The sequence below is a fragment of the Nocardia sp. NPDC055050 genome, from assembly GCF_053608345.1.
In genome coordinates this window covers 1-14,735 of record NZ_JBSGVG010000075.1, presented here as the reverse complement: position 1 = coordinate 14,735, position 14,735 = coordinate 1, and the positions used below count along the sequence as shown (strand labels likewise).

The following is a 14,735-nucleotide window of genomic DNA, read 5'->3' as shown; positions in this document are numbered from 1 at the left end:
ATTCGGCGAGGCGGTGGGTTCCGTCGCGCACGGTGCCCACGAACTCTTCGATCAGGTCCTCCAAGGCGACCACGCCGACGGTGTTGCCCCGGCTGTCGACCACCCGTCCCAGATGGCTACTGGTGCGGCGCAACCGGGCCAGCGCCTCGTAGAGCGGAGTTCCGGTGCTCACCGTGGGCAGTGGGCGGATGTCGGTGCGGGGGATGACGGTGTCCGGGCCCGCGTTGTCGTCGGCGACCTCGTCGAGGACGTCCTTGATGTGCAGGTAACCCACCAGGGAGCCGTCGGAGGCGGCGACCGGGTAGCGCGAGAAACCGGTTTCGGACACCGCTGCCTCGACCTCACCGAGGGTGGTGCCGTTGCCGATCAGCGGCACCGATCTGGCTTGGGCCAGCGGCACCATCACATCGCCGACGACCTGGTCGGAGGTGCCGAGGGCCTGCGTGAGCCTGCGGTGTTCCTCCTCGTCGAGCAGCCCCTCGGAGCGGGATTCGCCGATCATCTCGGCCAGTTCCACCGTCGAGACGGTCGCGTCGAGTTCGTCCTTCGGCTCGATGCGCATCATCCGCAGCGTCATGTTCGCGGCCAGGTTGTACAGCGCGATCAGCGGTCGGGCGATCCGCAACCACACCAGGTGGACCGGCACCAGCAGCAGCGCCGAGCGTTCCGGACCGGCCAGTGCGATGTTCTTCGGCACCATCTCGCCGAGCAGGATGTGCAGGATCACCACCACGGTGAGCGCGAGCGCGAAGCCCACCGGGTGCAGCAACTCATCGGGCAGGCCGAGCAGTTCGAACGGGCGCTCGATCAGGTGCGCGATCGCGGGCTCGCCGACGCGGCCGAGCAGGATCGAGCAGATGGTGATGCCGAGCTGAGCCGCGGCGAGCATGATCGACAGGTTCTCACCCGCCTCGATCACCGTCTGGGCCTTCTTCTTGCCTTGGGCGACAAGGGCTTCCAGCCGGTCACGGCGGGCGGAGATGAGGGCGAACTCGGCGGCCACGAAGAACGCGTTGCCCGCCAGGAGTACGACGGTCAGCAAGATTCCGAACAGGTCACCCATGAGCGTTCTCCCGTGCCGAGAGGGCGGCCTCGTCGACGGGGATCAACCGCACCCGGTCGATGCGCCGTCCGTCCATCCGTTCCACCCGGGCGATCCAGCCGCCCCCGGAACCGCGGGATTCGGGCAGCACCGCTTCGTCGCCGGTCACCGGTATGCGGCCGAGCTGGGCCAGTACCAGCCCGCCGAGGGTTTCGTATTCGCCCTCGGGTGCGTCGTAGCCGGTCGCGCGCGACACCTCGTCGATGCGCATCAGACCCGAGCAGTCCCAGCCGTCGGAGACCCGGCGCACATCGCGCTCCTCCTCGTCGTGCTCGTCGCGCACGTCGCCGAGGATCTCCTCGATCAGGTCCTCCATGGTCACCATGCCTGCGGTGCCGCCGTATTCGTCGACGACCAGAGCCACCTGCATGCCGTCGGCGCGGACGCGCTCGAGGACTTCGTCGCCGTCCAGGCTGGCGGGCACGATCGGCACCGCGACGGCGAGGTCGCTGAGCTGGATCTGCTTGCGCAGCTCACCCGGGTGGGTGAACGCCTGCTTGACGTGCACCACGCCGAGGGTGTTGTCGAGGTCGCCGTCGACCACCGGGAACCGGGAGTAGCCGGTGCGCGCGGCGGCGGCGATGAGATCGGCGATGGTGTCGTGGCGGTCCAGCGATTCGACCTTCACGCGCGGTGTCATCAGGTCCTCGGCGCTGCGCTCACCGAATTCCAGCGAGCGGTCCATCACCTGCGCGGTGCGCTGATCCATCGCGCCACGCATCGCGGAGGTGCGCACCAGCGAACCGAGTTCCTGAGGCGAGCGGGCCGAGCGCAGTTCCTCGGCGGGTTCGATGCCGAGCCTGCGGACCACCCAGTTGGCGGCGCCGTTGAGAAAACGGATGAGCCACTTGAACAGGGCGGAGAAGCCGATCATCGGACCCGCGGTGAGCCGGGCGACCATCATCGGCTCGGCGATCGCGATGTTCTTGGGCACCAGTTCGCCGTAGATCATCGACAGCGAGGTCGCGATGATCAGGGCCAGCGCCAAGGCGACGCCGTGCGAGGCGTTTTCGCTCAACCCGATGCCGTCCAGCAGCGGATCGAGCAGCCGGGCCAGAACGGGTTCGGCGATGTAGCCGGTGATCAGCGTCGTGATGGTGATGCCGAGCTGAGCGCCGGAGAGCTGGAACGACAGGGTGTGATGGGCCTGTTTCACCAGGCGTGACTGGGTGTCACCTTCCCGAGCGGCCGCTTCGACGGTGCTGCGTTCCAGTGCGGTGAGGGAGAACTCGGCGGCGACGAACAGTGCCGTTCCGAGAGTGAGTGCGACGAAGCCGAGCAGGCTGAGCACAGTCAGAACGATGGACATCCTCAGCACCACCCGAGTGGGGGCGCGGTAGGGAAACCGGGGGATCGAACGGACGCTGCGGAAAGGAGGACGCCGGGTTTGTCACCCGGCTCCGTAGAGGAGCCCTCCTGTGTGGCGCCCTTGGACGCGGGTGACAACTGGATCCTTTCGAGGCGGGAGTCGAGCATGTGCCGTGATCGGCAACTCCATAGTAATCCGTGCCCACCCATGATGCGTCAGCGGCGCGGCCCCGGCACGCCGACGGCGGCCGATCGAAGGGTTCGATCGGCCGCCGCGGGCGCGGTTCACCAGCCGCTGGGTAGCGGCCGGCCTTCGGCGAAGCCGGCGGCGGACTGCACGCCGAGCACGGCCTTGTCGTGGAATTCCGGCAGCGAGCGAGCACCGGCGTAGGTGCACGAGCTGCGCACACCCGAACAGATGTGGTCGATGAGATCCTCGACGCCGGGACGCTCGGGATCCAGACGCATCCGCGAGCTGGAGATGCCCTCTTCGAACAGTGCTTTGCGGGCGCGGTCGAAGCTGCTGTCGGCGGCGGTACGAGCGGCGACAGCACGCTTGGACGCCATGCCGAAGCTCTCCTTGTACTTGTTGCCGTCGCGGTCGATGCGCAGGTCGCCGGGGGACTCGTAGGTACCGGCGAACCAGGAACCGATCATCACGTTCGACGCGCCCGCGGCCAGCGCCAGCGCCACGTCGCGGGGGTGCCGGACGCCACCGTCGGCCCACACGTGCACGCCGAGTTCCTTTGCCGCGGCGGCACATTCGGCCACAGCGGAGAACTGTGGGCGACCGACGCCGGTCATCATGCGGGTGGTGCACATGGCGCCGGGGCCGACACCGACCTTGATGATGGTCGCGCCGGCCTCGGCCAGATCGCGGGTGCCCTCGGCGGAGACCACATTGCCCGCGACCAGGGGCAGGCCGAGACCGAGATCGGCGACGGTGCGCAAAGATTCGAGCATTTTGGTCTGGTGGCCGTGCGCGGTGTCGAGGACGAGCACATCGGCGCCCGCCTCGGCCAGGGCCTTCGCCTTGGCGGCCACGTCGCCGTTGATGCCGACGGCGGCGGCGACGCGCAGCTTGCCGTTCGCGTCGACCGCGGGGGTGTAGATGCCGGCGCGGACGGTGCCGGTGCGGGTCATCACGCCCGCGAGGGTGCCGTCGGGGTGGGTGAGCACCGCGAGCTGGGCGTGGGCCTCGGCGAGGCGGTCGAAGATGTCGCGCGGGGACGCCTCGACGGCCACCTGGACGAAGTCGGTGAACGCGACCTCGCGCAGGCGCGCGAACCGGTCCACATCGGCGCAGGCGGCCTCGGTGACGACGCCGACCGGCTTGCCGTCCTCGACGACCACGACGGCGCCGTGGGCGCGCTTGTGCATCAGCGCCACCGCGTCGGACACCGAACGATCGGGGTCGAGAGTGACGGGGGTGTCGGCGGTGAGCGAGCGGCTCTTGACGAACGCGATGGTGTCGGCGGCCGCGGGGATCGGCAGATCCTGGGGAAGTACCACGATGCCACCGCGGCGGGCGACGGTCTCGGCCATCCGCTTGCCCGCGACCGCGGTCATGTTCGCGACCACGAGGGGGATGGTGGTACCGGTCCCGTCGACGCTGGCCAGGTCCACATCGAACCGGGACGCGACATCGGTCCGGTTCGGGACCAGGAAGAGGTCGTCGTAGGTCAGGTCATACGGCGGCTGGGGTCCCGGAAGAAATCGCACTTGATTGATAGTAGCCCTGTGAGCCCAGCGGCGGGCAAATCCCGCGAGGTGTCAGCGCGTGGGCTCGGCGGTGACCGCTCTGGTGTGACACAGCGCCACGGTCGCCGCGCACATCACGACGACACAGACTCCGACGACGACCAGTCCGAGACCGCTGGTGCGCAGGTGCTCGTCGAGAGCGGTGAGGCCGAGGAACGCGGCGGCCAGTGGTTCGGCGATCGTCGCCGCGGGGAGTGAGGCCGACAGCGGTCCGGCCTGGAATGCGCGCTGCTGCAGGTACACGCCGAGCAGTCCCGCGGCCACCAGCGTCCAGGTCTGCCACCCGCCGAGCACCGCGCCGATCCCGTCACCGAACAGGGTGACCACGCGATCGGTGAGTGCGGCCGCCATCCCGAACAGCGCGCCGCCGGCGAGGCCGAGAGCGAGCGCCTGTCCCGACCGGCTGCTGATCGTCAGCCCGGCGACGGCCGCGCCCCCGACGACGCCGAGCAGAATCGCCAAGGGCACCAACCATTCCCGGAAGGGTGCCGTGTCCTCGCCCGCTGTCGGATCGCCCACGATCAGGAACAGCGCCAGCGCCGCGACGAGGATCAAAGCGGTCGTGGCGGCACGCGCGGTGATCCGCTGCCCGTTCAGCCGCGCGGACAGCGGCAGCGCGAAGACCAAGGCGCTCACCAGAATCGGTTGCACCACCAGCACCGCGCCGAATGCCAGCGCGAGAACCTGCATCGCGTAACCACCGGTGTCGCCGACGATTCCGGACCACCAGCGTGGGCTGCGGAGCAGTCCGCCGAGCAGGGGCGTGCCTTCGGGCACCGCCGCGGCCGCCCGCTGCTGTGCTACCGCGCCCAGCGCGATCAACATGGCCGCGATCAGCGCGCACACGATGGTGGCGATCTCGTGGTTCGTCACGGGCTCAGTGTGCGCGCTCCGGCGCTCGCCGGCGCTGATCTACGAACGAGAGTCGCGGGGTTCGGGTACCCGGAAACAGACGCGTGGCCGAACCGTAATCGGTTCGGCCACGCGTTGATTCAGTTTGCCGTGCGGTTGCGGTGCGCGGCGGGAGCTGCCGGACGCGCGGCGCGACGACGAGAATTCGTCGGCGTGTCGCCCGTGCGGGCGTGTCCACCGGAGCGCGTGCGCGGCTCGTGCGCCGGACGTTCACGGCGCGGCGCGCCGCCACGGCCCGCTTCGGCGGCCGGAGCGCCACCGGTGCGCGGACGACGAGTACGCCCGCCCCCGTTCGCCGAGCGGGTCGGCTGGGCGGGGGCGACCGGCGCGGCCAGTGCGATCCCACTGGGCTTGCGAGCGCCGGTGATCTCCACCAGGTTCCGGTCGCCGGGGCGCACGTCGACACCGTCGGTGCGCACGCCCGCCTTGCGGGTCATCGCGGCGACGTCCTTGCGCTCCTCGTCGGTGACGAGGGTGACCACGACACCGTCCTCCCCGGCGCGCGCGGTGCGCCCGGCACGGTGCAGGTAGGCCTTGTGCTCGGCGGGCGGGTCGAAGTGCACGACCAGCGAGACACCGTCGATGTGGATACCGCGCGCGGCGACGTCGGTGGTGACCAGCACCGGCACCGACCCGTCGGCGAAGGCCGCCAGGGTGCGCACACGGTTGTTCTGTGCCTTGCCGCCGTGCAGCGAGCCCGCGTCGACGCCGGCGCCGCGCAGCTGCTTGGCCAGGCGGTCGGCGCCGTGCTTGGTACGCACGAACATGATGGTCAGGCCCTCACGCGCGGCGATCTCGGTGGCCACGGTGCGCTTGATGTTCTTGTCGCGCACGTAGAGCAGGTGGTGGGTCATGGTGCTCACCGAGGCCTCGGCGGGCGCGGTCGAGTGGGTCACCGGGTTGTGCATGTAGCGCTTGACCAGCTTGTCCACGTCACCGTCGAGGGTGGCCGAGAACAGCAGGCGCTGACCCTGTTTCGGGGTGCGGTCGAGCAGGCGGGTGACCTGGGGCAAAAAGCCCATGTCGGCCATGTGGTCGGCCTCGTCGAGCGCGGTGATCGTCACGTCCGACAGGTCGGCGGCGCGCTGCTTGATCAGGTCGTCGAGGCGACCGGGGGTCGCGATGAGCAGGTCGACACCGCGGGCGAGGCGGTCGGCCTGACGCTTGATCGGTGCGCCACCGACGACGGAGGCCACGCGCAGGCCCAGCGAGCGGGCGGCGTCTTCCAGGGCCTTCTCGATCTGAGTGGCCAGTTCGCGAGTCGGTACCAGTACCAGGCCGCGCGGGCGACCGGGCTTGGACTGCGAGCCCTCGGCCAGGCGGGTCAGCATCGGCAGGCCGAAGGCGAGGGTCTTGCCCGAGCCGGTCGGGCCGCGACCCAGCACGTCACGCCCGGACAGGGCGTCGCCGATCGTGGCGGCCTGGATGGGGAAGGGCTTGTCGATGCCCGCGTTGCGCAGGGTCTGCACCAGTTCGACGGGCAGGCCGAGTTCGGCGAAGGTCGGTTCGTTGGGCACGGCAGAGTTGGTCAAGGTGGCCTTTCGTTGGGCTGCGAATCGCGCCGAACGATGATCGGCGCCGATTACCCGAATACGCGCCTCGGCGTGAGCGGGGTGCGGCCCAGCAGGAAGGACCGGTCTCCCAGGATAGGCGTGTTCGGGCTCGGTTGGGTAAACAGGCTGGTCAGCGAAGTGGTTGTGGCAAGGTCTGTGCCGCTGCGCAGCAGGGAGCGGTGGTGCGGTCGGCGCCTAGGCCGCACGGGGGGAGAACCAGCGGCGGATCGCCAGGTCAGCCGCGGAAGAGCCGGTTGAGCTCCTGCAGCCACGGCACCGCGACAGCCAGTGTCGGCACGACCAGAATCGCGGCCGAGCCGAGGTAGGCGGCGGTGGCGACTCTCACGTCTCCAGTGGTGCTCGCGAGCCGCTGGATGCGGATCAGGGTGCTCGGTCCGCCCGCGGCGAGGGCGCCCTGCGGTGCGGTGGACTTGGCGCAGGCGATCAGGGCGCGGGCCAGCGGCTTGGGCCCGGTGACCTTCACCGCGGAGTCGTCGGCGAGTAGTTCGATCAGCAGTTTCACCTGGCCGAGCGCGGCCTTGCTGCGGACAACCCGGGGAAAAGCCTCGTGCACAGCGGTGAACGCCTCGAGCACCAGATCGTGGCGTGCGCGCAGGTGTGAGCGTTCGTGGCTCACGATGGCGGTGACCTCGGAGTCGTCGAGGCTGGTGAGCGTGCCTTCGCTGATCACCACCCGCTGACGAAGCCCAGGCAGGCAGTAGGCGATGGGTTCGGTGGCGGCCAGCACGCGGATGTCGGCGGCGCGGCGCACCGGACCGCTCTGATCGAGCAGGTCGACCAGCATGCGATGACGGGAGCGGCGGCGCCGGGTGTGCACGCCGACGCGCACGATCGAGAACATCAGCCGGGCGCCGACCATCAGGGTCAGAGCGAAGACCAGCACATACAGCGTCCACAGCGGCAGACCGAGCGCGTCGATCTCCTGGGTGGGCGAGGTGGTGGGCCGACCGTCAGGGCCGGGCACGAGCAGCAGGCTGGCGATGGCCAGCCCCGATCCGAAGGCGCTGAGCACGGCGGCCAGCGCGATCGCCTGCCACAACACCAGCGCCGCGCGCGGGCTGCGGTGCACCCAGGTAGCGCGACTGAGCAGCGCTGGTACCGGCCCTGCGAGAAGCAAGGCGAGACCAGCAAAGACTGCCGCGGTTGCGTTCATCGACTCTGCTCACTGCGTTGTGGGGCCAGGGGCGCTCACTCCATTGTGAGAGCCGCCAGGGAGTCTAGCCGCTGTTTTCGTCGGATTCGAGCTTGGCGAGTGCCTCGCGCAGCGCATCCGCTTCGTCTTTGCCCACTTGCTCCACGAAGTGCACCAGCGCCGCGGCGCGACTACCTGCGGCGTCGGCCTGTTGCAAGGCGTCGACCATCAGGCTCGCGACCAGTTCGTCGCGGCTGTGAACCGGTGCGTATCGATGCGCGCGATCGTCGCGTCGCTGAACCACCAGGTCCTTCTTCGCCAGTCGTTGGAGCACCGTCATCACCGTGGTGTACGCGAGCTCGCGCCGCGCGGCCAGCGCTTCGTGGACCTGCCGCACCGTCAGTGGCTCATCGGCCGACCACAACTGGTCCATGACCGCTTTTTCGAGTTCGCCGAGACCTGCCATCCCACCGATTTTACGGCCTCAACGACAAACATGCGTACTACAGATTGTCGTAACGGGGTGTTTGCTGTGTGTCATTCGTCATACCCGACCGCGCCGTGCACGTGCCGGGTGCCGATCGGGACGATCATCGGCCGCCCCGAGACCGGATCTGTCAGGACGGTGGCTTCGAGCCCGAAGACCTCGGCGAGCAGTTCGGCAGTGACGATGTCGGCCGGTTTGCCTCGCGCCACGATCGCGCCCGCGCGCATCACCACGAGCTCGTCGCTGTAGCGGATGGCGAGGTTGAGATCGTGCAGCACCATCACCACCGTGCGCCCGAACTCGGCGTGCAGGCGGTCGACGAGGTCGAGGACTTCCAGCGAGTGCGCGAGATCGAGGTAGGTGGTCGGCTCGTCGAGGAGCAGGATGTCGGTGCCCTGGGCCAGCGCCATGGAGATCCAGGCGCGCTGGCGCTGGCCGCCGGAGAGTTCGTCGAGGGTCCGGTCGGCCAGGTCGGCGATACCGGTCTGGGCCAGCGCGGCCGCGACCTCGGTCTCGTCGTCGGCCGACCACTGCCGCAACCAGGACTGATGCGGATGACGTCCCCGCGCGACCAGATCGGCGACGGTGAGCCCTTCGGGCGCGACCGGAGTCTGCGGCAGCATGCCGATCACCCTGGCCACGTCCTTGGTCTTCATCGACGAGATGGCCTTGCCGTCGAGGACGACCTGTCCCGCGCTGGGGCGCAGCAGCCTGCCCAGCGATTTCAGCAGTGTCGACTTGCCGCAGCCGTTGGGGCCGATGACCGTGGTGACCACGCCGGGCGCGATGTCGAGGCTGAGCTCGTCGACGATCACCCGCTCGCCGTAGCCGAGGGACACGGCGTCGGCGGCGAGGCGATGAGCGGGGCTGGTCATGAGAGCGTGGCCTTCCGATTCATGCGGACGAGCAGGTAGAGCAGGAACGGTCCGCCGAGCGCGGCGGTGACGATACCGACCGGCAGGTCGACGGGCAGGAGTGCGCGCGAGATGACATCGGCCCCCGCGACCAGTGCGGCACCGGTCAGCGCCGAGGCGATCAGGGGCTCACCCGCGGTCCGCAGCGCCATTCTCGCGATCTGCGGTGCGGCGAGGGCGACGAATCCGACCGGCCCGACGGCGGCGGTCGCCACCGAAGCCGCCACGACCGACGCGCCGATGAGCAGTGCCTGTTGCGACTGGATCCGCACACCGAGCACCCTCGTCGAATCCTCGCCGAGGCGCAGCGCGGCCAGCGTGCGCGCCGACACCAGCGACACCACGGTCACGACGGACAGCGCGATGACGGCGGGCACGACCCTCGACATGTCGGCTCCGTTGAGCGACCCGGTGAGCCACAGCTGGGCACGGGCGGCATCGGTCAGGCTGGCGCGGGTGAGCAGCCAGCTGATCACCGACATCAGGACCGCGTTCACGCCGATGCCGATCAGGACGAGCCGGAACCCGGTGACCCCGCGTTCGCCGCCGCCTCCGCGGCCCCAGGCCAGTAGATAGATGACGACCGCGGTCATCAGGCCGCCGGTCAGCGCGGCGATCGGGGCTCCCACGGTCGCGACCAGTCCGGTTGTCGCACCACCGCTGCCGACCAGCACCGCGACGGCGCCGACGCTGGCGCCGGTGGTGATGCCGAGGACGTCCGGCCCGGCCAGTGGGTTGTGCAGGATCGACTGCATCAGCGCGCCCGACAATCCGAGCGCGGCTCCGACGACCACGGCTGTCAGCGCCCGTGGCAATCGTGATTCGATGATGATGAAGCGCTGGGATCGGGTGCCGCCGCCGCCGAGCACGTCGAGGACGCGTCCCAGGGGGATAGGGGTATCACCGACGGCGATGTCCAGGCAGAACAGTGCGAACACCGCGACCGCCAGTGCCACGACGACGCCGAACACGACCGGCCGCAGCACCAACGACACCGGCCCGACCCGCAGCGCGGGTCGCACCCGGCGCAGCTCGGTCACTGCCCGGTCGGCGTTCGCGGGTTCGGCGTCGACCCGGTCGGCGGCCTTGCCCATCTCGACCCCACTCACAGCGCCACCAACTTCTTGCGACGCACCAACGCGATGAAGAACGGCGCGCCGATGGCGGCCAGCATCACCCCGACCTGGAGTTCGCCGGGCCGGGCGATCACCCGCCCGGCGACGTCGGCGACGAGCAGCAGCAACCCGCCGAGCAGCCCGGAATAGGGGATCAGCCACTTGTTGTCGGGTCCGGTGATGGTCCGGGCCATGTGTGGAACCACCAGCCCCAGAAACGCGATCGGCCCGATCGCCGCGGTCGCCCCGCCGCTGAGCAGCACCACCGCGAGCAGGCCGAAGGCCCGCGCCCGGGTGACGTCGACGCCGAGTCCGCGGGCGACATCGTCGCCGAGGCTCAGCAGATTCAGGCTGGGTGCCGCGGCCATGGCCATGCCGAGGCCGATCACCAGAAACGGCAGGACCTCCCAGAACACTTCCGCTTCGCGCCCGGCCACGTTGCCGACCACCCAGAACCGATAGGTGTCGAGCGCCGCGTTGTCGAGCACGATGATCGCGTTCGTCATCGCCTGGAGGAAGGCGGTGACCGCGGCCCCCGCCAGGATCAGGCTCAACGGACTCGCCTTGCCCCCGCCGATCGAGGAGACCCCGAACACGATCACCCCCGCGATCGCCGACCCGGCGAAGGCGAACCAGATGTACTGCGCGGGTGCGGTGAACCCGAACAGGAAGATGCTCAGCGCGGCCAGAAAGCCCGCGCCCGCATTCAGTCCTAACAATCCGGCATCAGCGAGCGGATTCCGGGTATACCCCTGGATGAGCGCGCCCGCGACGCCCAACGCCACTCCGGCGAACAGGGCCAATGCGGTGCGCGGCAGACGCAGCTCACGCACGATTTCCTCGGCGGTGGAGCGGGCCGGGCATCGGAACGGGCCGCCGTCGCAGCCGAAAGCGTGTGTGACGGCGTCGAACACCGTGGTGGGTGCGAGCGAGCGGGTGCCGATGGCAATGCTCGCCACCACCGCCACGGTGAGCAAGACAACGAGCAGCAGAAGCCCGGTCAGACGACGACGTCTGACGGTGCCAGGGTGGATCACGGCGACGAACTTCTCCTGCCTCGAAACCGGACACGACTTGTGAAGTCTGGTAAGCCTAACCTATGTTCCGAGACATCATCGTCACGGGAACCAACGTTCGAGGAGGTTCGATGTCCGAGCCCGTCACCACCGCTACGTCCCGCACCACCGCCGCGTTCGACCGCGCCTGTGCCAGGTTGCAAGCGCTGCAACCCGAGCATCCACGCGTGTATGCCGTCGCGGCGATGAGCGGGCAGGGCAAACGGCGATGGTGGCATGTGCCCAACGGGCTGTCCGAGGGCCGCGTCGAGCTGATGTACCGACGGCACGCCGCGGAGATGATCAACGACGAGATCGCCGCCGAAGTGGTGGCCACCGCGCTCATCCACGCCGTGGCGGGCCGCGTCACGGCACTGTTCGTGATGGACGCGCACGCCTGGGATCCGGGCCGCGACAACCTGTGGATCCACCACGACAACGACGGCGGCATCGACTGGGCGGGCTTGTCCGACACCATGATTCGCGTCGTCGACTGCGATCCCGAGCCGGGTGCGGTCGCCTTCCCCTGTGAAGCCGCCATGGCGGTTTGGCTCGCCCAACGCTGCGCGTCGTCGCTGATCCCGCTGCAATCGGTCCTCACTCGCTGCTCCGGTCTGCCCGCTCGCCGGTTCTGGACCCTCGTGGGCGAATCCATCATCGGCGCGGCGACCTACGTCCCCGATCTGGCACGCGCCGATGTCTCCGCGGGCGCGCGCCGTGGCCAGCTGCTGCTCGGTGCCTTCGAGGAACGCGGTCTCCCGGTGCGCCGCAGCAGCTGCCTGCAGCGCTAGTCATATCTGGACGGTTGATCATCAGGATCTCACGTCGGTATCCGCCGCGCGAATCCGGTGATCGCGGATACGGGCGGCCGCCGCTCAGGCGCTGGTCGGCGCCGCTTTTCCGAGGGCGTGCAGGGCGGCGGCCAGTGCGCGGAACGAGGCGAGGATCAACTCGCCGTAGTGCTCCGGGTCCGGCATCATCGCGGCGTTCGTCGTGACCGCGATGACGATCTCCTCACCCTGCGAGGTGATCAGGTGACGCAGGCCGTCGCCGTCGAGGATGGGCAGTGACCCGACCGCTCGACGAACCGGCCGGTCACAGAAGACCAGGGTGTCGGTCACCGGCGGCACGTTGCTGATCGTGGTGTTGCAGAACGGCACTGTCGCCGCGTCGTCGAAACGCCGTTGCGCCCTTGCCCATCCGGCGGCGCGCAGCAGCAGCGCGGGCGCGGTCTGCACCCGCCGGTCGGTGCGTTGCACCACCGGGTCGGCGGTGCGCTGTTTGGCGCGGCCCGCCGACTGCTGAATCGCGGTCAGCCGCTCGATCGGGTCGGCGATATCGGTGTGCAGGTCGACGATCATCTGGCTGAGCTGATTCGCCGAATCCCATTCGGCGACACCGCGCATCGACATCGGCACCATGGCGGCCAGCGCGCCGTCGGGTGTTTCGTCGTGCTCGGCGAGGTAGGTGGCCAGTGCGCCGGAGATCGTCGTGAGCATCAGATCGTTGATCGTGACCCGGTGGGGCGCCGCGGTTTTCGCGGCGAGCACCTCCGGCATCGGGATCGGCAACAGGTGAAAGGTCAGCTCCGCACCGATGTCCCGGTTGAATCGGGTGGCCGGGCGCTCGGCGACCGGATCGTGGACGGTACCCGCATCGATCAGGGCCCGCAGCTCGTCCTGCGCCTTCCGCGCACGGCGCAGACCGGCGACGAAGCGTACCGGCGCCACCGCGAGCGCGCCCGCGGTGCGCGCCGCGGTGGTCAGCGGCCGCGCCTCGTCGAGCCGGATCGCGGGGGCGGGTTCGGTGCCGAACAGCCGCCGCTCGAGTGCCCGGGTCGCCACGCCGTCGCCGACGCTGTGGTGGAACTTCAGCGCCACGACCGTGGTCGTGCCCGGCATCGCCGGTACGCCCTCGACGCGGTCCAGCACATGGACCTCCCATGGTGGTCGTGTCAGATCCATCCGGGCGGAGGTGATCTCGGCGATCCGGGCGCGGGCGTCGTCCCACGAACCGGGGAGGTCCAGGGTGACGTGGTCGCGCACCGACAGGGTCGGGTCGGGCTCCCAGTACGGCAGATCGAGATCCATCGGGACGCGCCGCAAGCGCCGGTGGAACAGTTCCGCGTGGCCGATGCTCGCGCGCGCCCAGTCCAGTACCTGGGCGATCGTCAGCGGGGCGTGGCCCGACGCGTCGGCGAAGTAGACCGCGACGATGTTCGACAGATGCCGGTTGGTCTCGTCGTAGACGAACACGGCGTCGCGCGGACTCAGTCGCCGGGAGCCCACCCGGAGTTCGGCGCTCATAGGCCCAGGGCTGTCGCCATCATCGGCCAGGAGGCGTGGAGGTCGTCCTCCCAATAGCCCCACGAGTGGGTACCGGTCGGTCGGATGTTGTAGGTGATATTCGTGCGGCCGAGCTCTCGGGTGCGCTGCGCCAGATTCGCGGTGCAATACGCCGTCGCGGCTTCGATACCGCCGCCGACGAGCATTTGATTCGTGAGAATCGAAGTCGGATTCTTTCCGTTGATATGCACGCGCGGATTCGACAACGTGTCGTGTGGTCCCGGCAACCCGGTGCCCGCGGAAATATAGATCGGGACATTCGGCAAACGATGGGCTTGCACGTAGGGATCGTGCTCGCGCCAGGCGGCGTCGGTCTCGGGACCCCACATGTTCTCGGTGTTGCCGCCGCCCATCCGCACGACGAGGGAGACGAAGGCCCGGCCGATCGGATCGCTGGTCATCGCGCACCCGCTGTACGCGGAGACACTGCGGTACAGGTCGGGCGCCTGGATCGCGAGATCGAGGACCGAGGTTCCCGCCATCGAGATACCGGCGAGGGAGTTGACGCCGTCGGTGCCGAAGGCGGCGTCGATCACGGGCGGCAGCTCCCGGGTGAGGAACGTCGTCCACATGTTGTTGCCGTTGTTCTCGAGGTTCTTCGCCAGGCCGGCGTCGGGTCGCTGCCAGTCGGTGTAGTAGCTGAACGCGCCTTCCATCGGGATGACGACGTTGACGTGTTTGTCCGCGAAGAACCCACCGGCATCGGTCTGACCGGGCCAGTTGGCCGAATCCTCGCCGCCGCCCGCGCCGTTCAGCAGATACAGCGTCGGTGCCGGGGTCGAGGTGTCGACCGGCCGGAGCACCCGCAGGGCGATCGTGCGATCCATGGCGGGGGAGTAGACGCTGATGTCGGCGACCTGGCCGGACTGCGTCTGGCTCATCAGGCGCGCGCCGGGCGCGGCCGAAGCCTGCGCGCGGTCGACGAACAGGGGCGTCGAGGCCAGCGCCAGGACGCAGACGGCCGACATGATCGCGCGGAGCATTTCGTTCTTCATGGTGTTGCGAGCCTGCTGACTTCTCGGGGCGGAAG

At 69.3% G+C, this 14,735-nt stretch carries 13 protein-coding genes; 1 reads left to right on the top strand and 12 read right to left on the bottom strand.

Features of this window, described 5'->3' with window-relative positions; translation table 11 throughout:
* The 10 genes from ACWGCN_RS35255 to ACWGCN_RS35210 form a co-directional block, all read right to left on the bottom strand.
* Positions 1–1,063 (bottom strand): hemolysin family protein (locus tag ACWGCN_RS35255; RefSeq protein ID WP_378995204.1); only part of this gene is annotated, 1,063 nt, incomplete at its 3' end.
* Entirely contained in the window at positions 1,056–2,411 is a 1,356-nt protein-coding gene (locus ACWGCN_RS35250; protein ID WP_387443102.1) for a hemolysin family protein, read from the bottom strand. The genes ACWGCN_RS35255 and ACWGCN_RS35250, both read right to left, overlap by 8 nt.
* A 284-nt stretch (positions 2,412–2,695) precedes the next feature.
* On the bottom strand, positions 2,696–4,132 hold the full coding sequence (locus ACWGCN_RS35245; RefSeq protein ID WP_378627213.1) for a GuaB1 family IMP dehydrogenase-related protein: 1,437 nt from the start codon (positions 4,130–4,132) through the stop codon (positions 2,696–2,698).
* Between the two features lie 51 nt (positions 4,133–4,183).
* Complete coding sequence (locus ACWGCN_RS35240) at positions 4,184–5,044, bottom strand: DMT family transporter (protein WP_379317646.1); 861 nt, start codon at positions 5,042–5,044, stop codon at positions 4,184–4,186.
* Positions 5,045–5,163: 119 nt separating this feature from the next.
* Positions 5,164–6,615 (bottom strand): DEAD/DEAH box helicase, encoded by a 1,452-nt coding sequence (locus ACWGCN_RS35235; RefSeq protein WP_452460364.1) that lies wholly within the window; start codon positions 6,613–6,615, stop codon positions 5,164–5,166.
* A gap of 256 nt (positions 6,616–6,871) precedes the next feature.
* Complete coding sequence (locus tag ACWGCN_RS35230; RefSeq protein ID WP_379316511.1) at positions 6,872–7,810, bottom strand: M56 family metallopeptidase; 939 nt, start codon at positions 7,808–7,810, stop codon at positions 6,872–6,874.
* A gap of 64 nt (positions 7,811–7,874) precedes the next feature.
* On the bottom strand, positions 7,875–8,264 hold the full coding sequence (locus ACWGCN_RS35225) for a BlaI/MecI/CopY family transcriptional regulator (RefSeq protein ID WP_279537543.1): 390 nt from the start codon (positions 8,262–8,264) through the stop codon (positions 7,875–7,877).
* 62 nt (positions 8,265–8,326) lie between these two features.
* Positions 8,327–9,151: an ABC transporter ATP-binding protein gene (locus tag ACWGCN_RS35220; RefSeq protein WP_387443112.1), complete on the bottom strand. Its 825-nt coding sequence runs from the start codon at positions 9,149–9,151 to the stop codon at positions 8,327–8,329.
* Entirely contained in the window at positions 9,148–10,284 is a 1,137-nt protein-coding gene (locus ACWGCN_RS35215; protein WP_452460365.1) for a FecCD family ABC transporter permease, read from the bottom strand. The genes ACWGCN_RS35220 and ACWGCN_RS35215 overlap by 4 nt, the downstream gene beginning before the upstream one ends.
* An 11-nt stretch (positions 10,285–10,295) precedes the next feature.
* Positions 10,296–11,342, bottom strand: coding sequence for a FecCD family ABC transporter permease (locus ACWGCN_RS35210; protein WP_452449368.1), 1,047 nt, complete (start codon positions 11,340–11,342; stop codon positions 10,296–10,298).
* A 110-nt stretch (positions 11,343–11,452) separates the two neighbouring features.
* On the opposite strand from ACWGCN_RS35210, the gene ACWGCN_RS35205 reads away from it, so the two are divergent.
* Positions 11,453–12,151, top strand: a complete 699-nt coding sequence (locus ACWGCN_RS35205; RefSeq protein WP_452460363.1) for a hypothetical protein — start codon at positions 11,453–11,455, stop codon at positions 12,149–12,151.
* Between the two features lie 84 nt (positions 12,152–12,235).
* On the opposite strand, the gene ACWGCN_RS35200 is transcribed toward ACWGCN_RS35205, so the two are convergent.
* Both ACWGCN_RS35200 and ACWGCN_RS35195 read right to left on the bottom strand, forming a co-directional pair.
* The gene (locus tag ACWGCN_RS35200; protein ID WP_452529180.1) at positions 12,236–13,666 is read right to left on the bottom strand and encodes a wax ester/triacylglycerol synthase family O-acyltransferase; all 1,431 of its coding nucleotides are present in this window, start codon (positions 13,664–13,666) and stop codon (positions 12,236–12,238) included.
* Positions 13,663–14,673: an alpha/beta hydrolase gene (locus ACWGCN_RS35195; RefSeq protein WP_452460502.1), complete on the bottom strand. Its 1,011-nt coding sequence runs from the start codon at positions 14,671–14,673 to the stop codon at positions 13,663–13,665. Before ACWGCN_RS35195 ends, ACWGCN_RS35200 begins: the two co-directional genes overlap by 4 nt.
* Positions 14,674–14,735 lie beyond the last annotated feature (62 nt).

Coding starts and splice junctions, on each gene's coding strand:
- ACWGCN_RS35250 (WP_387443102.1), bottom strand. CDS start 2,411: ATGTCCATCGTTCTGACTGTGCTCAGCCTGCTCGGCTTCGTCGCACTC.
- ACWGCN_RS35230 (WP_379316511.1), bottom strand. CDS start 7,810: ATGAACGCAACCGCGGCAGTCTTTGCTGGTCTCGCCTTGCTTCTCGCA.
- ACWGCN_RS35220 (WP_387443112.1), bottom strand. CDS start 9,151: ATGACCAGCCCCGCTCATCGCCTCGCCGCCGACGCCGTGTCCCTCGGC.
- ACWGCN_RS35215 (WP_452460365.1), bottom strand. CDS start 10,284: ATGGGCAAGGCCGCCGACCGGGTCGACGCCGAACCCGCGAACGCCGAC.
- ACWGCN_RS35205 (WP_452460363.1), top strand. CDS start 11,453: ATGTCCGAGCCCGTCACCACCGCTACGTCCCGCACCACCGCCGCGTTC.
- ACWGCN_RS35200 (WP_452529180.1), bottom strand. CDS start 13,666: ATGAGCGCCGAACTCCGGGTGGGCTCCCGGCGACTGAGTCCGCGCGAC.
- ACWGCN_RS35195 (WP_452460502.1), bottom strand. CDS start 14,673: ATGTCGGCCGTCTGCGTCCTGGCGCTGGCCTCGACGCCCCTGTTCGTC.